An 18,765-nucleotide genomic window follows, 5' to 3' on the forward strand; every position below is an offset into this window, starting at 1 on the left:
CAGGCGATGAACGGGCGTCACAGGGCCATCGCGGCCGCATTCAGGATGATGGTGGCGCTCGGCGCCGACCGCTGGGGCAGGGGCTTCGCTCAGGGCAGGGGCGTGATCCTGACGCTCCACCATGTCCGCCCGGCTGTGCCGCGCGGCTTTACGCCCAACGCCTTGCTGGAGATCACGCCCGAATTCCTCGACGCCACGCTCGGCCTGGTTCGCGCCGAGGGCTACGAGCTCGTCTCGCTCGACGAGGCCGTCGCCCGGCTCCAGAGCCCGAAGCAGGGCCGCTTCTTCGTGGCGCTGACCTTCGACGACGGCTATCGCGACAATGTCGAGCATGCCTGGCCGGTTCTGGCCAAGCATGGCGCGCCCTGGACGCTCTTCGTCACGCCGGGCTTCGCCGACCGCACGGCGCGGCTCTGGTGGCTGGAGCTGGAGGAGGCGATCCGCGCCCTGCCGCGCCTCGATCTCGCGCTGCCGGAGGGGCGCTTCACCGCCCGCACGCAAACCGATGCGGAAAAGAACCGGGCCTTCGCCAAGCTCTACTGGCGTCTGCGCAAGGGGCCGGAAGCGATTCTGCTGTCAGCGATTTCCGATCTGGCCGGGCAGGCCGGCATCGATGCCGCCGCGCTACTCGAGCGCGAATGCCTGCCCTGGGAAACGCTGCGGGCGCTCTCGGGCGCGCCGGGCATCACGATCGGCGCCCATACGCTGACGCATCCGATGCTGGCGAAGCACGATGCGGAGACGGCGCACCGCGAGATCGTCGCGAGCAAGGCACGGCTCGAAGCGGAGTTCGGCCTGCCCATCCGCCATTTCGCCTATCCCGTCGGTGATCCCGGTTCGGCCGGGCTACGGGAGTTCGGCTTGGCGAAAGAGGCCGGTTTTGCCAGCGCCGTCACGACGCGACCCGGCCATCTCTTCCCGGAACATGTGAACCATCTCCACGCCCTGCCGCGCGTCTCGCTCAACGGGCTGCACCAGAACGAGGCGGCGCTGCGGGCGCTGCTCTCGGGATTGCCGTTCTGGCTGCGGAACCGGGGGCGGCGGCTCGCTATCGGGTAACAGCCTGGTCGCGCTCAAACCTCGTCCCGCCGCTCCATCCACTTGATCAGCGGCAGCAGCGGCAGCACCCAGGCGAGGCCGAGCGCGATATAGGCGAATGTCTGCACCAGCTTCGGCGCCTCGGTGATCCGCCCCTGCGCCAGCGCCATCGCGACGAGCGCGTAGACGCAGACGAAGACCAGGATCACCACGGTTCCGACCAGCTTGCGCGTGCGTTGTCTCATCGGGCTCTCTGTCGCCGGGGTTCGGCGTTTCGGGTTGGCCGCTCCTGCGGCAATGCGGGCATTGTCGCCTTTTCGCGACGGGTCTAAAGCATGTTCCGCAAAAGTGGGCACCCCTTTTGCGACCAGAATTTGCTTCGCTCGCGCTATGTCACCGCCGACCGTGCTTGTGAAGCGCTCCATCCTCGATCCCGCACCCTAAGGCCGTTCCGTGACCCTCGCCGTGAAACAGACCGCCATGTCGGCCCTGGCTGCGAACCATGCCGGCATCCGCCGCTGGCTCTGGGCGGTGGCGGGGCTCGTCTTCCTGATGGTCGTCGTCGGTGGCGCGACCCGGCTGACCGGTTCCGGCCTCTCGATCACCGAATGGAAGCCGATCACCGGTGCGCTGCCGCCGCTTTCCACGCAGGCCTGGGCCGAGGAGTTCGCCAAATACCAGGCGAGCCCGCAATACCAGATCCTCAACAACGGCATGAGCCTCGGCGAATTCCAGTTCATCTACTGGTGGGAATGGGGCCATCGCCAGCTCGGCCGCTTCATCGGGCTCGTCTTCCTCGCCGGCTTCCTCGTCGTGGCGCTGCGCCGCCTCCTGCCGGGGCGTCAGCTCGCGATCCTGTTCGGCATGGGGCTGCTGCTCGGCCTGCAGGGCGCGATCGGCTGGATCATGGTGGCCTCGGGGCTCCAGCCCGGCATGGTCGCCGTCGCGCCGGTGAAGCTGACGTTGCACCTGACCTTCGCCGGCCTGTTCTTCGCCTCGGTCGTCGCCTTCGCCACCTGGCTGACGCCGCTGCGCCGGCCCGAGACGGCCGGAAGCGCCGCCATGGCCTGGCTCCTGCTGCTGCTCACCTTCGTCCAGATCGCGCTCGGCGGGCTGGTGGCGGGCTCGAAAGCCGGCTTCACCTTCAACACCTGGCCGCTGATGGATGGGGCGGTGGTGCCGCCCGGCTCGCTGCTCTTCGCGCAGCAGCCCTTCTGGGAAAACTTCGTCGACAATGTCGCGCTGGTGCAGTTCAACCACCGCCTCGGCGCCTATGTGCTGTTCGCCTTCGCGCTCTGGCAGCTCTGGTGGCTGAAGCGGAAGGCGCCGCAATCGAGCGCGGCCAAGCGGGCGACGGCGATTGCCGGCATGGTCACGGCCCAGGCCGCGCTCGGCGTCGCGACATTGCTTTTGTTCGTGCCGCTCTGGGCCGGGCTCGCCCATCAGGCGCTCGCCTTCGCCGTGCTCGCGATGGCGGTGGTGCACGTCACGCGCACAAGGCAGGTCTCGCGGGCATGAGGCACGTTATGCTCGGGCCTGACCCGAGCATCGCTCAAACAAAAAGGGCGCCGTTTCCAGCGCCCTTTTCGTCAGAATGACAGCTTTGCTCAGATCAGAGCCTGATCCAGATCCGCGATCAGATCCTCGACATCCTCGAGGCCGATCGAGAGCCGCACCACCTGCGGGCCGGCGCCCGAGGCGACCTTCTGCTCGTCCGTCAACTGGCGGTGGGTGGTCGAGGCCGGGTGGATCACCAGCGAGCGCGTGTCGCCGATATTGGCGAGATGCGAGAACAGCTTGAGGTTCGAGACCAGCTTCACGCCGGCGTCGTAGCCGCCCTTGAGCCCGAAGGTGAAGACCGCGCCCGCGCCCTTCGGCACATAGCGCTTGGCGAGCTCGTGATACTTGTCGCCGGGCAGGCCGGGATAGCTCACCCATTCGACGGCCGGGTGCTTGGCGAGATGCTCTGCGACCTTCTGCGTGCTCTCGCAGTGCCTCTGCATGCGCAGCGGCAAGGTCTCGATGCCGGTCAGCAGCATGAAGGCGTTGAAGGGCGAGAGCGCCGGGCCGAGGTCGCGCAGGCCGAGCACGCGCGTCGCGATGGCGAAGGCGAAATTGCCGAAGGTCTCGCCCAGCACCATCCCGTTATATTCCGGGCGGGGCTTGGAGAGCATCGGATAGCGGTCGTCGCCGACCCAGTTGAACGAGCCGCCATCGACGATGAGGCCGCCGATCGAGTTGCCATGGCCGCCGAGGAACTTCGTCGCCGAATGCACGACGATGTCGGCGCCGTGCTCGAAGGGGCGCAGCAGATAGGGCGTCGCCATGGTGTTGTCGACGATGAGCGGAATGTTGTGCTTCTTCGCGATGGCGCTGATCGCCGCGATGTCGACGATGACGCCGCCCGGATTGGCGACGGATTCGATGAAGATCGCCTTGGTCTTCGGCGTCACCGCCTTGGCGAAGCTCTCGATATCGTCGGAATCGGCCCAGATCACGTTCCAGCCGAAGCTCTTGTAGGAGTGGTTGAACTGGTTGATCGAGCCGCCATAGAGCTTCCGGGCCGCGACGAACTCGTCGCCCGGCTGCAACAGGGCGTGGAAGCTCAGGAACTCGGCCGCGTGGCCGGAGGCGACGGCGAGCGCGGCGGTGCCGCCTTCCAGCGCCGCGACGCGCTCTTCCAGCACGGCGTTCGTCGGGTTGCCGATGCGGGTGTAGATGTTGCCGAAGGCCTGCAGGCCGAACAGCGAGGCGGCATGGTCGACATCGTCGAAGACGAAGGAGGTCGTCTGGTAGATCGGGGTCGCGCGCGCGCCCGTCGCTGCATCGGGGGCCGCCCCGGCATGGATTGCGAGCGTATTGAAGCCGGGCATCCGGTCGGTCATGGCGTGCTCCCTGAAATCTTCTGAATGCAAGACAATGCGTTCGGTTTAACGAACGCCTGTGACAGCGTCAATTCAGCCGCGCGGCGCGAGCTCCGGCCCGATATGCTCCGGCCGGAAGCCCATGCCGACCAGACGGGCAGGGATGCGCCGCAGCAGGGGGAACCAGCGCAGCAGCTCGAGCAGGAGAGGCGGCTTCACCGGGCCGCTGCCGGCGAGGATCGGCGTGATCACGCGGTTCTGGATCGCGACCTGCAGGGCCTGCGTCGCCTTGGTCGGGAAGTTCCGGCGCTCCTGCACTGCAGCGAGATCCTCACTGCGGACGCTCCGATCGCGCAGCGGCCCGGCGAGCCGGTTGGCGGCCGCGACAGCGTCCTGGATGGCGAGGTTCACGCCGACGCCGCCGATCGGCGACATCGCATGCGCCGCATCGCCGATGCAGATGAGGCCCGGCTGCCACCAGCGTTCGAGCCGGTCGACCGCGACCGAGAGCAGCTTGAGGTCGTCCCAGCCTGCGATTTCCTCAGCGCGGTCGGCGACGATCGGCAACAATTCAGCGAGGCCGGCCCTGAAGGCGCCGAGGCCGGCGGCGTGGAGCTTTTCCAGCGTGCCTTTCGGAATGACATAGGCGCATTGCCAGTAGTCGCCGCGGTTCAGCATCACAGCGAAGCGCCCGCGCCCGACCTGCCCGAAGGTCTGGCCCGCATCGCTCTCGCGCCGCGACAGCCGGAACCAGAGCACGTCCATCGGCGCGCCGATCTCGCGCACCGTGAAGCCCCCGGCCTGACGGAGATCGGAATGGCGCCCATCCGCCGCGACGACGAGATCGGCCCAGATCGTCGCCTCGCCCTCGGCCGTCTCGGCGGTGACGGCGGCGACGCGGCCGCCCGAGCGGATCAGCCCGGTCGCCTTCGCCCGCATCAGCAGCTTGAAATGCGGCAAGGCACGGCCGCGATCCGCCAGGAAATCGAGGAAGTCCCATTGCGGCATGAAGGCGATATAGGGCGCGGCCACCGGCAGATGGCTGAAATCCGCAATCGGCACGTCCTTGTCGCCGAAACGGGCGACGATGCTGCGTTCCTCGGTATGCGGCAGCTTCAGGAAATCCTCGAGCAGGCCGAGCTCCTGCATCAATTGCATCGTCGAGGGATGGATGGTGTCGCCGCGGAAATCGCGCAGGAAGTCGGCGTGCTTTTCCAGCACGGTCACATCGACCCCGGCCCGCGCCAGCAGGAAGCCGAGCATCATCCCCGCCGGCCCGCCGCCGGCGATGCAGCAGGTTGTGGCGAGCTCGCGCATGGTCTGTCCTCACGCATCGGCCGGTGTTTTGAGCGCACCAGCTTAGCTCGACAGCGATGGCGGCACAGCCGTGCAGCCGCTCCTTCTAGAGCGTCGGTCCGAAAGTGGAGCGCGGTTCCCGGAAAAGTCGATGCGAAATCAAAGGATTAGGTCATCGGATCGAATAGGATATTCAGGCCGATGATCTGGAATTGACAGCCGCAGCGCCCCAGCGGAGTGTTCCGTCACGGCATGGGGGGCAGACGATGGCTGCGCGATATGGGCTGGTGCTGGCAGGCTTTGCTGCGAGCTTCGTCGGGCTTGCCAGCCCGGCTCGGGCCGTCTGGCTCTCCGACAAGGGTGCTGTGGCGACGCTGACCGGTCCGTTCATCATGGGTGACGACGCGGCGTTCAAGGCGTTTCTCGAAAAGCCGCGGCCGCAGCCGATCCGCGTGCTCTATTTGTCGAGTGGCGGCGGGAAGGTCGCTCCGGCCTTCGCGATCGCCCGAATGGTCCGAAAGGCCGGCATCGCTACCGTCGTCGATGCCGATGCCGCAGCCTGCTCGAGCGCCTGCACCTTCGTCTTCGTCGCGGGCGTCACACGCCACTACGTCAATGGCGACCATGTTGCAGAGGGAATGAGCGCCCGCAACGGGCTCGGCTTCCACCCGGTTCATCGCGATGGCGGGCGGGTCGAAGGCCACACATTCAGCGAGAAGGGGAGCGATCGCGCCCGAGCCTTTTATGCCGAGATGGGAACGCCTCGCGCCGCCGAACTGATGGACAAGGCCTCGTTCAATACCTTCTACCGGCCAAATGGACAGACGGCGTTGGCGCTTCGCATCGCCACGAGCCTGTCCGCCCCTTGAAGCCGCGCTGGACGCTTATGTCCCCGGCCGGTCGATCGTGAGCTTCTGGAAGCCCTTGCCGGCCAGGGCCGGCTTCTTCGATGACAAGATGCGCGAATTGATGCCCTGCCAGCCGATCTCGCCGGAAAGCCGGCCATATTCGATCTTGGGGCAGCGGTTCATGATGACGGTGACGCCCTTCGCCTCCGCCCGCGCGGCGGCCTCGTCATTGCGCACGGAAAGCTGCATCCAGATCACCTTCGGCAGCGGGTCGAGCGCCAGCGCCTCGTCGGTGATCGGGCCGGCCGCTTCCGAGTTGCGGAAGATCTCGACCATGTCGATCGGGCCGGGAACCTCCTTGAGCGCGGCATAGACCGTCTTGCCGAGGATGGTCTGGCCGGCGAGGCCGGGATTGATGGGCACGACGTCGTAGCCGCGTGCGAGCAGGTACTTGGTGACGATCCAGCTCGGCCGCGCCTCGTTGGCCGAGGCGCCGACCAGCGCGATCCGCTTCGTTTCGCGCAGGATGCGGCGGATGAGCGCATCGTCATAGGAATCGTGGTTCAACGTGCGGCGCCCCAAGAAAGCATAACGATATCAGTTTGTTGGTTCTGCGGGTGAAGACGGAGTCATCACAGCCTCGCCATGCTTTCATGCTTTACTGGCGGCGGCACGGGATAGGCCCGGCCAGCCTGCTGCGAAGAAAGGAGTGCCTGCCATGTGCGACTACAGCCTGCATCATGTGATGTCCACTCCCGCCAAGGTCGGCGACGAACTGGTCTCGACCAGCTTCCCGAATGCGAGCACCCGCGGCTTCTGCGCCGTCGGGCATCCCGAGGTCGCCGTCTGCGTCATGCCGGGGACCGAGCTCGCCTTCCACGCCGATATCGAATGCGATCGTGGCCTGGGATTGCTGCCCAGCCGGAAGATCGCGGCCAGGGTCGCGCGCTTCCGTCAGGTCGATCTCGACAAGCCGCATCTCCACCACGATGCGCTCGAGCTGCCGAGCGGCGAGATCCTGAAGGTCACGAATCTCGTGGAAGGGCAGCGCCTCACGGTGCTGCAGCTCCCGGCCACGCCTGAGCTGGAAGGCGAGGAACGGGCCATGCCGGCGGAAGAGGTGCGGCAGCCGTTTATGATCTTCTGAGCGCGCCTTGTGCGGACACACTCGGCATCGCGGTCGGTCGGTCACCGTCGCGATGCCCCTTTTCGGTCCCGCAGCGCGCCTCGGCAGGTTCAGGATTGCTCCCATAGCGGCGCCCGCTTCTCCATGAAGGCGCCGATGCCTTCCTCCGCGTCGCGCGCCAGCATGTTTTCGACCATTACGGCCGAGGCGTGGTCATAGGCCGCCCTGAGACCCATCTCGCGCTGCTCGTAGAAGGCGCGCTTGCCGATCTTGACTGTCGCGGGCGATTTCGAGGCGATCGCCGCCGCGAGCCGGCCCGCTTCCGCCAGCGCCTCGCCAGCCGGTACGACGCGGTTGACGAGGCCCATGCGGGCCGCCTCGCTGGCGGGCACCATCTCGCCGAGCAGCAGCATCTCCAGCGCGTGCTTGGCCGAAAGGTTGCGCGAGAGCGCCACCATCGGCGTCGAGCAGAACAGCCCGATATGGACGCCCGGCGTACAGAAGCGCGCCTCGCTGCCCGCGACCGCAAGGTCGCAGCTCGCGACGAGCTGGCAGCCGGCGGCCGTCGCGGTGCCCTCGACAGCGGCGATGACCGGCTGGGGCAGGGCGGTGATCTGCTGCATCATGGCCGAACAACGCCCGAGGATGTCCGTGAAATAGGCCCGGCCACGATCGGCATCGGCGCGATGGGCCGTCATTTCCTTGAGGTCGTGGCCGGCGCTGAACACCGGCCCGGCGGCCGCGATGACGACGACCTTGACCGAGCGGTCGGCGGCGATGGCGGTGAAGGCCTCGCTCAGGGCGGCCAGCATCGCCTCGCTCAGAGGATTGCGCGCCTGCGGACGGTTCAGGGTCAGGGTCGCGATGCCCTTGGCGTCTTCGCGCAGCAGGACGGCGGCGCTGTCCGGCTTGTGGTGGGCGTTCATGGCGCTCCCTTTCCGCATTTGCGCCTATTGTCGGAGCGCATCGGCCATGCTGCAAGGGGATAAGACCCGCCTCAGCCTGTGGTTTTCCGCATGACGCCTCGCATGACCGCCTCCGAGATCGAAGCCTATCTCGACGAGGTCTTTCCGCAGCTTCACCATGGCGGGCGCACTTATTTCGTCGAGGAGATCGGGCCGATGACGGCCCGGATGCGCTGCGATTATCACGAGCGCCATCTGCGCCCCGGCGGCACCATCTCCGGCCCGACGATGATGGCGCTCGCCGATCTCGCGCTCTATGCCGCGATCCTCGGCCAGATCGGCCCGGTGGCACTGGCGGTGACGACGAGCCTCAATTTCAACTTCCTGCGCAAGCCGGGGCAGGCGGCGCTGATCGGCGAGGCGAAGCTCCTGAAGCTGGGCAAGCGGCTGGCGGTGGGCGAGGTCGGCCTCTATTCGCAGGGCGAGGCCGAGATGGTCTGCCACGCCACGGGGACCTATTCGATTCCGGCGGCGCGTTGAGAAGGGGCTGGCAGCGTCATTCTCGGGCGAAGCGAAGCGCAGACCCGAGAATCTCGTGACGGGTGGGGCGCCTTCTCGTCCGGAGATGCTCGGGTCAAGCCCGGGCATGTCGGCAGGCAGGGATACGGTATCATAATACCGATTTTCTCAGGTATCTGAAAAATAGACGTTTTCCTCGTTCGGGCGCCGCGTGGAGCGCTTGACAGCAGGCTTTCCCGCCCCTATTGCCACACCCACACCGCCGCCGGGCTCTCCGGCGGCTTGTCCTTTTTAACGCAACCGAAGGGTGCCGCGATGAAGACCGTCTCGCTCAAGCCCGCCGATGTCGAAAAGAAGTGGGTTGTGATCGACGCCTCCGGGCTCGTCGTCGGCCGTCTCGCCTCCGTGGTGGCGATGCGTCTGCGCGGCAAGCACAAGGCCGCCTACACCCCCCATGTCGACTGCGGCGACAATGTCATCATCATCAATGCCGAGAAGGTCTCCCTGACCGGCCGCAAGCGCGAACAGAAGAACTACTACCACCACACCGGTTTCCCGGGTGGTATCAAGGAGCGCTCTGCCAAGTTCATTCTCGAAGGTCGCTTCCCTGAGCGGATCGTCGAGAAGGCCGTCGAGCGCATGCTGCCGCGCGGCCCGCTCTTCCGCCAGATCCTCGGCAATCTGCGCGTCTACAAGGGCGCCGAGCATCCGCACGCCGCCCAGTCGCCGGAGGCGCTGGACGTCGCCGCGCTCAACAGCAAGAACAAGAGGGTCTGACCATGGCCGAGGTTCTTCAGTCCCTCTCCCAGCTTGGCGACGTCGCCAAGCCCGCCCAGCCGGAAGCTCCGGTCCACGTCAAGAAGGTCGATGCGCAGGGCCGCGCCTATGCCACCGGCAAGCGCAAGAACGCCATCGCCCGCGTCTGGATCAAGCCCGGCTCTGGCAAGGTCACCGTCAACGGCCGCGATCAGGAGATCTACTTCGCCCGTCCGGTGCTGCGCCTCGTGCTCAAGCAGCCGTTGCAGCTCGTCGATCGCGTGACGCAGTATGACGTCGTCGTCTCGGTCAAGGGCGGTGGCCTCTCCGGCCAGGCCGGCGCGGTGCGTCACGGCATCTCGAAGGCGCTGACCTTCTATGAGCCGGAGCTTCGCGGCCCGCTCAAGAAGGAAGGCTTCCTGACCCGCGACTCGCGTGTCGTCGAGCGTAAGAAGTTCGGTAAGGCCAAGGCCCGCCGCAGCTTCCAGTTCTCGAAGCGCTGATTACGCTCTTCAAAAGAGTTTCAAATTCAGAGGGCTGGCAGAAATGCCAGCCCTCTTTTTTGTTCGCGCGGGCTCGCTGACGCCCCGACGGGGCAGGGGGGCCGGCCTCGGTTTTCGACATCTCCCGCACGGAAACGGCTGCGCCGCACGGTCCCTCTCCTGTGCGATGGGCCAGGCTTGTCGCTGACTGGAATTCAGTCGGGCGCGTCAATACGACCGAGAATTTGCGGGAAGGAAAGATGGAATAACCTTGGGAAAGGCGGGCAGCAAGTTCGACCGAATTTTATAGGTGATTCAGCTTTCGCAGACAGGAAGAGGCAATCGAAATCGGGTTTCTATAAGGCGGAAGCTTGCAGTCAGTTACGGAATATAATAGGTTGAAATTTCAGTAATTTGTCGCGATCCATTTATGTCGGTGATGAATTAAGTATAGATGCACGATTGATCTCAAAAGTGAAATTTCAAATGAGTTTGTGACGGGGGCGCCAGCCGGATGTCGAACAATCGGAACAGTTATCAAAGGACGACTGTCGCCGCATCGACCTTCTGCGTTCTCGCGATACTGACGGGAATTGCGGCTTTCGCTGTTCCCTGGCTCGTCACGATCCTGTTCTTCGCGTTTTGTTTGGCGGCCGCAGCCATTGCCGGCCTCGTCGCGCTTGGCGGGATCATCGGTCTGTCCCGTGACGCGATGGAACTGCGCGGCCAACCCTACTACTCCAAGCGCCCGCGCGAATGCGCCGCCGGTGCTTTCGTTCACCTGCGACGGAAGCTGCTAAGCCTGCTTCCGGGCTCGCCGGCACGCTTGCGGCTCTGGCCGGGCGAGTGGGTCAAGGTCCGGCCCTTCGCGGAAATCGCGGCGACACTCGATGACGAAGGCCGGTTGGACGGTCTGCCGTTCATGCCCGAGATGATCGGCCACTGCGGAAAACGTCTCCGCGTCTTTCGACGGGTCGAGAAGATCCACCATTATTACGGCGCCACGGCACCCCATCTGCGGCGTTTGCAGGATGCGGTGCTATTGGATGAATTGCGGTGCGACGGCGCAGGACACGGCGGCTGCCAGGCTGGTTGTCAACTCATCTGGAAAGAGGCTTGGCTCGTCCCGAGCGACAGCGCCGAGGCGGATTTGCCTGCACCGGAAGCGGCCGACGCGTTGTGGCTGAACAGCTACACGAAGGCCAGATCGGCCGATGGCGAGGAGCGGTATGCTTGCCAGATGACCGAGCTGCCGGCGGCCACGACACGAATGAGCTGGCGCGACCCGAGGCACTACTGGCGTGAACTGCGTTCGGGCAATGTCCGGCTCGGCCCCTTCATCGTGGCCGTCGCGCTCGCGCTGTTCAACACCGTGCAGCGCAAACTCCGCGGTGCCGAGGCGCCCTACCGCGAGCCGACAGACCGCAAGACCAGTCCAAAGGAAGTGCTCGACCTCCAGCCGGGAGAGATCGTGCGCGTGAAGACGCGACGGCAGATCGAAGAAACCTTGAATCACGTGTCGAAAAATCGCGGGCTGTGGTTCGATCGCGAAATGCATCGGTTTTGCGGCGGGGAGTTTCGCGTCGCGTCGGTGGTGCGAACCATTGTCGACGAGGCCAGCGGGAAAATGCTGTCGATGGGCAGCGCTTGCGTTGTCCTGGCGGGCGTGGCCGCGACGGGAGAATATCTCGGGCTATGCCCCCAGAACGAACTGATCTTCTGGCACGAGATCTGGCTCGAACGCGTCACGCGCCATTTGGAAATGTAGGATTCTGGCTCTCCAAGCGCTGATCGTTTCCGGTCATCCCGATATGCGGAAGGGCGGCTCGCAAGAGCCGCCCTTTTCGTTTCTAGTGTCCTCCCATCTCGCTCTATCCCTCATCCTGAGGAATTGCGCGGCGGCGTCTCGAGAGAGGCTCCAGCGAGCTCCGGAGCCATCTGGAGCATCCTCCGGGACACGAGCCTTCGGCTCGCTCCTCAGGATGAGGGCTGTGAACGAACGCCGATTTGAATGGAGCCCGCCATGACCCGCCCCGTTCTTCTCGTCACCGGCGGCAGCCGCGGCATCGGTGCCGCGACCTGCATCATGGCGGCGCAGCGTGGCTACGATGTCGCGGTGAACTACCAGAGCAATGCCGGAGCCGCCGACGCCGTCGTGAAGGCTTGCGAGGCCGCTGGCGCGAAGGCGGTTGCGGTCCAGGGCGACATGGCGCGCGAGGCCGACATCCTGCGCGTCTTCGCCGGGGCCGAAGCCGCGCTCGGCCCGCTCAGCCATGTCGTCAGCAATGCCGGCATCACAGGCCGTTCGAGCGCGCTCGTCGACGCCGGCACCGAGGTGATCCGGGAATGCATCGACATCAACGTCACCGGCGCGATCCTGGTGGCGCGGGAGGCCGCTCGCGCGCTCATCGCCAATGCCGGCGCGAAGGGGAGGGCGATCGTCAACATCTCCTCGGTCGCGGCCGAGCTCGGTTCGCCCGGCGAATATGTCTGGTACGCGGCCTCGAAGGGAGCGGTCGATTCCCTCACCATCGGACTCGCCAAGGAGCTGGCGGGCCAGGGCATCCGCGTGAACGCCGTCGCGCCCGGCATCACCGAGACCGAGATCCACGCGCTCTCGACGGGCGAGGCCGGCCGCGTCGCCCGGATCGCGCCGCTGATTCCGCTGAAGCGCGCGGCGACGCCCGAGGAAATCGCCGAAGCGGTGCTCTTCCTGCTGTCGGAGGCGTCGCGCTACACGACGGGCGTGATCCTGAAGGTTTCCGGCGGGCGTTGAACGGAGGCATCGGGGCGTTCAGGTAGCCCGCTGCCAGCCTCCGACGCAAAAAAGAACGCCGGCAATGTGCGGCCGGCGTCGGAAGTCTAGGCGTCTGCTCCTCGCCGTTGCGATCGTCGCTCTCGTGAAGGGAGGTGTCGGATGGCGGGAGGACGTGCGGTAACCTTCAGTCGCAGACCTCCACCTGCTTCATCACGCCGTCGATATTGGCCTGCGTGAAGTGGCAGGGATTGGCCTTCACGCCGGGCGAGTAATACGCGTCCGTCGCCTGGTCATGGTATTTCGGGTATTCCTGCGGCTCCTGCTGCTGTTGCGGGGCGAGCTTGTTCTGCGCCCGTTCGCTTGGCGTGCCGGCGGCCGAAGCTGGCGAATGAATGGCGATGCTCCCGATGGCCAAGGCCAGGCCGAACGCTGCGGCAGCGAGTGTCTTGCTCATAGTACCCTCCGACTATGTTCTTGATAGATAAGCACGATTTGCCCCCGCGGAGCTCGCCGGGACAGTTGCAGGATGCTCTCCGGAAAAAGACGATCCTGTGGCTTTAATTTGAAACCGCGTGGCAAATCGGGGGCGGCGATCACAATGATGTGCTCGCTTATCATAATGAGGCTTATGGACATCGGACAGCCGCTTTCCGGGGAGCGGCAGCGGCCGGATCGGGGTGGCGCAGAGGTCCTTTGAGACGCTGCCTGATCAGCCGTGGCGGGGGGTGAGGCTGAAGTGGATGGCGGACCGTGCTAAAGCCGGTCGTCCTCGTTCTGACCGGCCTGCCATGCGCGTTCTATTGACCCTGATCGCCTTCGGGATGATCGCGATCCCCGCCTTGATGATGCTGGCGCGGGAGGAGCTGCCGCGCGGCCGCCGCATCGGCCGGGCCCTGGTCGTCTTCCTTGCACCCGCGATCGCGCTCGGCGCCATCCAGAGCGTGCCGGAGCTGGACGGGCGTGCCCTCAGCTATCCGAATGCCTGGACGATGCTGCGCCTGGTTCTCAGCGGCCTCGCGCTGATCCTGCCCTGGTGCCTCTATGTCTGGTTCACGGCCCGTCGCTGAATGGCTGGATGCTGGACAGCTGCGGCGATCGCCAGGCACGGTCGGCATGGTCAGGCCGGTGAGGCATGCTTCATGAGGTTCCATCGCGGCAGAGCCGCAGGCCTGGTCGCCGTCCTGGCCTTCTGCGGATTCGGAGCGGCGGCGCAGTCCGAGCTTGACGGCGTATGGATGCACCGACGGATGCAGAATCCGCAGACCGGCCAGCAGCTGGACATGAGCACCCAGATCGATCCCGGTCGCAATCTGACGCTCGGGATTCTTTGCAACGCCGAGAAGCAGCTCAAGCTGGTGCTCGTGCCGAGGCCGGCCGAGGGAGCTGACGCGGTCGCCTATCGCATCGATGGCGGGCCGTGGATCAGCCAGAGCTGGCGTGGTGAAGACAAGCGCCTCGTCCTGGACGGCGAGGAGGGCAGGCGCGTCTTCGGATCGATGCTGCTGGCCAGCAACGGGATCGAGATCCGCATCGGCGCGGAACGCCCTGCGAGGTTCCTGGCTGCCGGGCTGATCGAATCCGCGGCCAAGACGACCGCCCGCTGCCTGTCTCCGTCCTGACGGCTGTATGACCGCCGATATGCGTCGGCGCCGAGCGCGATGGGCTTGCCTGGCATCCCTCGGCGATTGACGGGGCGGGCGTCGTGGCTCATATACGCGAGCATGATCACGCATGTGACCCGACGTCGCCCGTATCAGGCCGCTCCGGCGCGCCCGCGATGACGCTCGGCTGAAGTCCGAACGCCCGCGACCGCGCCATCGAGCGCGGTTTTTTTATGCCTTTAGCCAGCTTGCCTGCCCAGCCACCGGGGGTCCCGATGAGCCACAATCTGAAATCCATCTTCATCGACGGCGAAGCCGGCACCACCGGGCTCGGCATCCGCGAACGCCTCGCGGCGGTTCCGGAAGTGGCGGTCAAAAGCATCGACCCGGACAAGCGCAAGGACCCGGCCGCCCGCAAGGACATGATGGCGGCTGTCGATCTCGTCGTGCTCTGCCTGCCGGACGAGGCGGCGAAGGAATCGGTCGCACTGGCCGATGAGCTCGGCTCCGCGGCCCCCAAGATCGTCGATGCCGCGACGGCGCACCGCATCGCGCCGGGCTGGGTCTACGGTTTCGCCGAGCTCGAGCCGGGCCATGCCGGCAAGATCGCCAATGCCAACCGCGTCGCCAATCCCGGCTGCTACCCCACCGGCGCCATCGCGCTGCTGCGCCCGCTCGTCGATGCCGGGTTGATCGCGCATGATCATCCGATCGCGGTGAACGCCGTCTCCGGCTATTCCGGTGGTGGCAAGGCTATGATCGAGGAGTTCGAGACGGGCGTCGCCCCGGCCTTCGAGCTCTACGGCCTTGGGCTGCGCCACAAGCACCTGCCCGAATTGCAGGCCTATGCCAAGCTGACGCGGCGGCCGATCTTCGTGCCTTCGGTCGGCAATTTCCGGCAGGGCATGCTGGTTTCGGTGCCGCTGCATCTCGATACCTTGCCCGGCCGGCCGAGTGTGGGCGACCTCCACCATGTGCTGGCCGAGCGCTATGCCGGCTCGACCTATGTCAGCGTACTCGGGCAGGATGGCATGGGCGGCAAGATCGAGCCCGAGGCGCTGAACGACACCAACAAGCTGGAGCTGAGGGTGTTCGGTCAGGACGATCTCGGCCAGGCGGTGCTGGTCGCGCGGCTCGACAATCTCGGCAAGGGTGCCTCGGGCGCGGCGGTGCAGAACATCCGCCTGATGCTCGGCCTGCCCGAGGGCTGAGGCGGGACGCCTTCGATAAGTCCGCGACAGAGAAGACCAAAGAAAAAAGGGCCGCTTGCGCGGCCCTTTCCGTTTCCACGGAGCAGGATGCTCAGCCCTTATAGGCGACGAAGTTCTGCTTCTGCTCGCCGAGGCCCTCGATGCCGAGCGTCACGACCTCGCCGCCCTTGAGGAAGCGCGGCGGCTTGAAGCCGAGGCCGACGCCGGGAGGCGTGCCGGTGGTGATGACGTCGCCCGCATCGAGCCGCATGAACTGGCTGATGTAGTGGACCAGATAGGCGGCGCCGAAGATCATCGTCTTGGTCGAGCCGTTCTGGACGCGCTCGCCATTGACCTCGAGCCACATGCCGAGATTCTGGATGTCCTTGACCTCGTCCGTCGTCACCAGCCAGGGGCCGAGCGGGCCGAAGGTCGGGCAGCCCTTGCCCTTGGCCCACTGGCCGCCGCGCTCGATCTGGAAGGCGCGCTCGGAGACGTCGTTGCAGACGCAGAAGCCCGCGATCGCCGCCATCGCCTTGTCTTCCGGGATGTAGGAGCCGCCATCGCCGATGACGATCGCCAGCTCGACCTCCCAGTCGGTCTTCGTCGAGCCCTTCGGGATGATCACGTCGTCATTCGGGCCGACGATGCAGTTCGGCGCCTTGTTGAAGAGGATCGGCTCCTTCGGGATCTCGGCGCCGGTCTCGGCGGCGTGGTCGGCGAAGTTCAGGCCGACGGCGATGAAGTTGTGCACATCGCCGACGCAGGCGCCGATCCGCGGCGAGCCCGAAACGAGCGGCAGCGATTCCGGCGAGAGCGCCTTGATCTTGGCCAGCGAGGCCGAGGTCAACGCCTTGCCGGCGAGATCGGGAATGACGCCGGACAGGTCGCGCAACCCGCCCTTCGCGTCGAGAAGGGCCGGCTTTTCCTGGCCGGGCGCACCGTAACGAAGGAGTTTCAAGGCATTTCCCCAATTCAAACGATATAAATGGCGCGCGATCTGACCGAACGCGCCGCTTGCTGACAAGTCCATCATCGCGCATGGCGATCCTGCGTCGCAAGGGCCGGAAAATTGTTGCCCGAATGCAACGTGAGCGGGCAAAGCGACATGACGCTACGGCGAGCCCCAGTGGCGGGCCCGGGGGCCGAAGGCGTCAAAAATCCGCAATAGTTCGCATGTGAACGATCCTTTTTCGGCGGAAGCCGGTGCGCCCCCTTCAAAAATGGCCTTTTTGAGCGTTTTTTGCGGATTGCACTGCCGAATGCGGTGGCAAGGCGGCCGTTTTGCGGTGTTCGCGGCGGGATTGCGGCCTCCGGCGGCTCGGGTCATGCTCAGAATCAGGGGAGGCCGCAGCGCCTCGGACAACGACAAACGGGATGGATTCGATGAAGGGCCTTGCTCGCACTCTCGCTGCCACTTCGGTTTCACTGACCGCTCTTCTGGCCGCGGGCGCGGCCTCCGCCAGTTCCTTCGCGATCCGCAGCGGCCAGGGCGCCGAAGGCCTCGGCATGGCCTATGCCGGCGCGGCCTCGGGTGGCATCGGCATGGCTGCGATGGCCTGGAACCCGGCGACCATCACCATGTTCCCGGGCCGCAACAGCAACTGGAACTTCACCTATCTCAACGCCAACGCCGCCTACGACCCCAATACCTCGACGCGGTTGGCGCTGCCCGGCTTCCCGCTGAGCCCGATCCAGAACGGCACCGGCAATCTCGGCGGCGACGGCGCCTTCATCCCCGCCTCCTATTCGTCCTGGCAGCTCACCGACAGGCTGTGGATCGGCGTGACCACCGGCGCGCCCTACGGCCTGCGTTCGAAGCCCGACCATCAGGTCAATGCCGCGCAGATCTATGGCCGCTCCGCCAAGGTGCAGACCATCAACGTCTCGCCGACGATCGGCTATCAGGTCAATGACTGGCTCGCGATCGGCGCGGCGCTGCAGGTCCAGTATTTCAACGCCTCGCTGAAGCAGGCTGGGGGCATCGGCCCGAGCGCCGCACCGGTGATCATCGAAGGCAACACGATCGATTTCGGCTACCGCTTCGGTGTGACGCTGACCCCGCTCCAGGGCACGACGATCGGTCTGGCCTATCGCTCGGAAGTGCGCCAGACGCTGGAAGGCACCTTCCGGGCGCCGACTGCGGGCGTCATCCCGGTCAAGGCCAACCTCAACCTGCCTGACTCGGTGGTGTTCGGTGTCTCGCAGGTCATCAACGACCAGTGGCAGGTCCATGCCGGCGTCGAGTGGACGAACTGGAGCCGCTTCCGCAACATCCCGATCGTCAGCAAGACCGGCAGCGTTCCGATCACCAGCCTGAACTTCCAGTATGACGACGCCTGGTATTTCTCGCTCGGCGCGGAATACAAGTACAACAACGCGCTGACGCTGCGGGCCGGTGTCGGCTACGAACTCTCGGCGGTCAACGACCGCAACCGCACGATCTTCATCGCCGACAACGACCGGCTCTGGCTCTCCGCGGGCTTGAGCTACCAGGTCACGGAGAAGCTGAAGCTCGATCTCGGCTACACCTTCATCGACGTGAAGAAGGCCAAGGTGAACTACACCGGCTTCCACCCGCAGCAGAGCGCGGTGCTCTTCTCGGGCGATGCCAAGCCCTACATCAACATCGCCTCGGTCGGCCTGACCTATCGCTGGGACGACCCGGCCCAGACGCTCCCGGTCCATCCGGTCGTCCGCAAGTACTGAGCAGCCGCACGCGCGAGCTTTGCAAAGCCGGCCTTCGGGCCGGCTTTTTGCTGTGAGGCCGCGACAAGCTCATCGCGTGGCGGGCATGTCGGCGATGGGAGGGGGCTGACCTCTCCGGCTCCCGCTAAGCAGATAGCAACTCCAACTGCGCCGAGCACCGCTGGCGCTTGGAGAGTTCCCGTCGGAGGCGCAGGCCGCGCCTGTATTGCGACGCCTTCAGAACCTGACGGCCAGCACGCCTTTGAAGGAATGATCCTGGGTATCCTCGGCGAGCTGGCCGTTATAGCTCACGCCGAGGGTCGCGTTACGGCCGATGGCGAGATCGAGCCCGGCTTCGACCATGGCTGCATCGCGCGCGATCGGCAGGCCCGCAACGGTGAACGTGCTGGACCCGGCAAAGGCGAGCCTCGCCTTCGGATCGACGTCACCGAAGGCGTGGCGCCAGGCCAGGCCACCGCGCAGCGTCACGGCCATGCCCTGGAGGTCGAGGCTGGTCGCTGCCCTCAAGCCGAGCGTGGAATAGCCGACGCCGGTATCGTCGCCCCGGCCGGTGAGCGCGGTAGCGGCGCCGGTCTCGTTGAATCCGTCGCTATGCAGGTTGACATAGGCCAGCCCGGCGAACGGTTCAAACGCGGCGCGACCAAGCTCGATGCGATAGCCGACCTCGCCGAAG

21 protein-coding genes are annotated in these 18,765 nt (G+C 65.8%); 13 read left to right on the forward strand and 8 right to left on the reverse strand.

Annotated elements, in window-relative coordinates; all coding sequences use genetic code 11:
• Window positions 1-6 precede the first annotated feature (6 nt).
• Window positions 7-1,059, forward strand: coding sequence for a polysaccharide deacetylase family protein (locus GGC47_RS20605; RefSeq protein ID WP_142020723.1), 1,053 nt, complete (start codon window positions 7-9; stop codon window positions 1,057-1,059).
• A 14-nt stretch (window positions 1,060-1,073) separates the two neighbouring features.
• Here GGC47_RS20605 and GGC47_RS20610 read toward each other — a convergent pair whose 3' ends face one another.
• The gene (locus GGC47_RS20610; RefSeq protein ID WP_038368252.1) at window positions 1,074-1,283 is read right to left on the reverse strand and encodes a DUF2842 domain-containing protein; all 210 of its coding nucleotides are present in this window, start codon (window positions 1,281-1,283) and stop codon (window positions 1,074-1,076) included.
• A gap of 235 nt (window positions 1,284-1,518) precedes the next feature.
• Between GGC47_RS20610 and GGC47_RS20615 the strand changes: the two genes are divergently transcribed.
• Window positions 1,519-2,556 (forward strand): COX15/CtaA family protein, encoded by a 1,038-nt coding sequence (locus tag GGC47_RS20615; RefSeq protein ID WP_429068656.1) that lies wholly within the window; start codon window positions 1,519-1,521, stop codon window positions 2,554-2,556.
• Between the two features lie 89 nt (window positions 2,557-2,645).
• Here GGC47_RS20615 and GGC47_RS20620 read toward each other — a convergent pair whose 3' ends face one another.
• Together GGC47_RS20620 and GGC47_RS20625 are read right to left on the reverse strand one after the other, a co-directional pair.
• A complete protein-coding gene (locus GGC47_RS20620; protein WP_142020724.1) occupies window positions 2,646-3,923 on the reverse strand; it encodes an O-acetylhomoserine aminocarboxypropyltransferase in 1,278 nt (425 codons plus the stop codon).
• A 72-nt stretch (window positions 3,924-3,995) separates the two neighbouring features.
• Window positions 3,996-5,219: an FAD-dependent oxidoreductase gene (locus tag GGC47_RS20625; protein ID WP_038368245.1), complete on the reverse strand. Its 1,224-nt coding sequence runs from the start codon at window positions 5,217-5,219 to the stop codon at window positions 3,996-3,998.
• Between the two features lie 245 nt (window positions 5,220-5,464).
• Here GGC47_RS20625 and GGC47_RS20630 point away from each other — a divergent pair, with 245 nt between their 5' ends.
• Entirely contained in the window at window positions 5,465-6,067 is a 603-nt protein-coding gene (locus GGC47_RS20630; RefSeq protein ID WP_133565623.1) for a hypothetical protein, read from the forward strand.
• Window positions 6,068-6,082: 15 nt separating this feature from the next.
• Here GGC47_RS20630 and GGC47_RS20635 read toward each other — a convergent pair whose 3' ends face one another.
• Window positions 6,083-6,613, reverse strand: a complete 531-nt coding sequence (locus tag GGC47_RS20635; RefSeq protein WP_370954135.1) for a CoA-binding protein — start codon at window positions 6,611-6,613, stop codon at window positions 6,083-6,085.
• 151 nt (window positions 6,614-6,764) lie between these two features.
• On the opposite strand from GGC47_RS20635, the gene GGC47_RS20640 reads away from it, so the two are divergent.
• Window positions 6,765-7,193: a hypothetical protein gene (locus GGC47_RS20640; RefSeq protein WP_038368238.1), complete on the forward strand. Its 429-nt coding sequence runs from the start codon at window positions 6,765-6,767 to the stop codon at window positions 7,191-7,193.
• An 89-nt stretch (window positions 7,194-7,282) separates the two neighbouring features.
• Here the strand turns inward: GGC47_RS20640 and GGC47_RS20645 are convergent, their stop codons facing one another.
• A complete protein-coding gene (locus GGC47_RS20645; RefSeq protein ID WP_142020726.1) occupies window positions 7,283-8,098 on the reverse strand; it encodes an enoyl-CoA hydratase in 816 nt (271 codons plus the stop codon).
• Window positions 8,099-8,200: 102 nt separating this feature from the next.
• Between GGC47_RS20645 and GGC47_RS20650 the strand changes: the two genes are divergently transcribed.
• From GGC47_RS20650 to GGC47_RS20670, 5 genes are all read left to right on the forward strand, one after another.
• Window positions 8,201-8,617 carry a PaaI family thioesterase gene (locus GGC47_RS20650; protein ID WP_081925676.1) on the forward strand — a complete coding sequence of 139 codons (417 nt, stop codon included), beginning with the start codon at window positions 8,201-8,203 and terminating at the stop codon, window positions 8,615-8,617.
• A gap of 294 nt (window positions 8,618-8,911) precedes the next feature.
• Window positions 8,912-9,373 (forward strand): 50S ribosomal protein L13, encoded by a 462-nt coding sequence (rplM, locus tag GGC47_RS20655; RefSeq protein WP_038368231.1) that lies wholly within the window; start codon window positions 8,912-8,914, stop codon window positions 9,371-9,373.
• A 2-nt stretch (window positions 9,374-9,375) separates the two neighbouring features.
• Complete coding sequence (gene rpsI / locus GGC47_RS20660; RefSeq protein ID WP_038368228.1) at window positions 9,376-9,855, forward strand: 30S ribosomal protein S9; 480 nt, start codon at window positions 9,376-9,378, stop codon at window positions 9,853-9,855.
• A gap of 493 nt (window positions 9,856-10,348) precedes the next feature.
• The gene (locus GGC47_RS20665) at window positions 10,349-11,602 is read left to right on the forward strand and encodes a hypothetical protein (RefSeq protein WP_142020727.1); all 1,254 of its coding nucleotides are present in this window, start codon (window positions 10,349-10,351) and stop codon (window positions 11,600-11,602) included.
• Between the two features lie 255 nt (window positions 11,603-11,857).
• Window positions 11,858-12,610, forward strand: a complete 753-nt coding sequence (locus GGC47_RS20670; protein ID WP_113254687.1) for an SDR family oxidoreductase — start codon at window positions 11,858-11,860, stop codon at window positions 12,608-12,610.
• A gap of 166 nt (window positions 12,611-12,776) precedes the next feature.
• On the opposite strand, the gene GGC47_RS20675 is transcribed toward GGC47_RS20670, so the two are convergent.
• On the reverse strand, window positions 12,777-13,046 hold the full coding sequence (locus tag GGC47_RS20675) for a hypothetical protein (RefSeq protein WP_142020728.1): 270 nt from the start codon (window positions 13,044-13,046) through the stop codon (window positions 12,777-12,779).
• A 334-nt stretch (window positions 13,047-13,380) separates the two neighbouring features.
• Here GGC47_RS20675 and GGC47_RS20680 point away from each other — a divergent pair, with 334 nt between their 5' ends.
• The 3 genes from GGC47_RS20680 (at window position 13,381) to argC (ending at window position 15,404) form a co-directional block, all read left to right on the forward strand.
• On the forward strand, window positions 13,381-13,659 hold the full coding sequence (locus tag GGC47_RS20680; RefSeq protein WP_038368222.1) for a hypothetical protein: 279 nt from the start codon (window positions 13,381-13,383) through the stop codon (window positions 13,657-13,659).
• Window positions 13,660-14,211 (forward strand): hypothetical protein, encoded by a 552-nt coding sequence (locus GGC47_RS20685; RefSeq protein WP_142020729.1) that lies wholly within the window; start codon window positions 13,660-13,662, stop codon window positions 14,209-14,211. It begins immediately after the preceding gene.
• Between the two features lie 257 nt (window positions 14,212-14,468).
• A complete protein-coding gene (gene argC / locus GGC47_RS20690) occupies window positions 14,469-15,404 on the forward strand; it encodes an N-acetyl-gamma-glutamyl-phosphate reductase (RefSeq protein WP_112761895.1) in 936 nt (311 codons plus the stop codon).
• Between the two features lie 91 nt (window positions 15,405-15,495).
• On the opposite strand, the gene GGC47_RS20695 is transcribed toward argC, so the two are convergent.
• Complete coding sequence (locus tag GGC47_RS20695) at window positions 15,496-16,344, reverse strand: fumarylacetoacetate hydrolase family protein (protein WP_113254678.1); 849 nt, start codon at window positions 16,342-16,344, stop codon at window positions 15,496-15,498.
• Window positions 16,345-16,769: 425 nt separating this feature from the next.
• On the opposite strand from GGC47_RS20695, the gene GGC47_RS20700 reads away from it, so the two are divergent.
• Window positions 16,770-18,092: an OmpP1/FadL family transporter gene (locus GGC47_RS20700; RefSeq protein ID WP_162719956.1), complete on the forward strand. Its 1,323-nt coding sequence runs from the start codon at window positions 16,770-16,772 to the stop codon at window positions 18,090-18,092.
• A 216-nt stretch (window positions 18,093-18,308) separates the two neighbouring features.
• Here GGC47_RS20700 and GGC47_RS20705 read toward each other — a convergent pair.
• On the reverse strand, window positions 18,309-18,765 hold a 457-nt coding region (locus GGC47_RS20705), incomplete at its 5' end, for an autotransporter outer membrane beta-barrel domain-containing protein (protein ID WP_429068655.1).

The sequence above is a fragment of the Allobosea sp. OAE752 genome, assembly GCF_050433265.1.
Classification (GTDB): Bacteria; Pseudomonadota; Alphaproteobacteria; order Rhizobiales; family Beijerinckiaceae; genus Allobosea; species Allobosea spartocytisi.

Coding starts and splice junctions, on each gene's coding strand:
- GGC47_RS20620 (WP_142020724.1), bottom strand. CDS start 3,923: ATGACCGACCGGATGCCCGGCTTCAATACGCTCGCAATCCATGCCGGG.
- GGC47_RS20700 (WP_162719956.1), top strand. CDS start 16,770: ATGAAGGGCCTTGCTCGCACTCTCGCTGCCACTTCGGTTTCACTGACC.
- GGC47_RS20670 (WP_113254687.1), top strand. CDS start 11,858: ATGACCCGCCCCGTTCTTCTCGTCACCGGCGGCAGCCGCGGCATCGGT.
- GGC47_RS20605 (WP_142020723.1), top strand. CDS start 7: ATGAACGGGCGTCACAGGGCCATCGCGGCCGCATTCAGGATGATGGTG.
- rpsI (WP_038368228.1), top strand. CDS start 9,376: ATGGCCGAGGTTCTTCAGTCCCTCTCCCAGCTTGGCGACGTCGCCAAG.
- argC (WP_112761895.1), top strand. CDS start 14,469: ATGAGCCACAATCTGAAATCCATCTTCATCGACGGCGAAGCCGGCACC.
- GGC47_RS20640 (WP_038368238.1), top strand. CDS start 6,765: ATGTGCGACTACAGCCTGCATCATGTGATGTCCACTCCCGCCAAGGTC.
- GGC47_RS20610 (WP_038368252.1), bottom strand. CDS start 1,283: ATGAGACAACGCACGCGCAAGCTGGTCGGAACCGTGGTGATCCTGGTC.
- GGC47_RS20645 (WP_142020726.1), bottom strand. CDS start 8,098: ATGAACGCCCACCACAAGCCGGACAGCGCCGCCGTCCTGCTGCGCGAA.
- GGC47_RS20680 (WP_038368222.1), top strand. CDS start 13,381: ATGCGCGTTCTATTGACCCTGATCGCCTTCGGGATGATCGCGATCCCC.
- GGC47_RS20665 (WP_142020727.1), top strand. CDS start 10,349: ATGTCGAACAATCGGAACAGTTATCAAAGGACGACTGTCGCCGCATCG.
- GGC47_RS20615 (WP_429068656.1), top strand. CDS start 1,519: ATGTCGGCCCTGGCTGCGAACCATGCCGGCATCCGCCGCTGGCTCTGG.
- GGC47_RS20650 (WP_081925676.1), top strand. CDS start 8,201: ATGACCGCCTCCGAGATCGAAGCCTATCTCGACGAGGTCTTTCCGCAG.
- rplM (WP_038368231.1), top strand. CDS start 8,912: ATGAAGACCGTCTCGCTCAAGCCCGCCGATGTCGAAAAGAAGTGGGTT.
- GGC47_RS20625 (WP_038368245.1), bottom strand. CDS start 5,219: ATGCGCGAGCTCGCCACAACCTGCTGCATCGCCGGCGGCGGGCCGGCG.
- GGC47_RS20630 (WP_133565623.1), top strand. CDS start 5,465: ATGGCTGCGCGATATGGGCTGGTGCTGGCAGGCTTTGCTGCGAGCTTC.
- GGC47_RS20685 (WP_142020729.1), top strand. CDS start 13,660: ATGGCTGGATGCTGGACAGCTGCGGCGATCGCCAGGCACGGTCGGCAT.
- GGC47_RS20675 (WP_142020728.1), bottom strand. CDS start 13,046: ATGAGCAAGACACTCGCTGCCGCAGCGTTCGGCCTGGCCTTGGCCATC.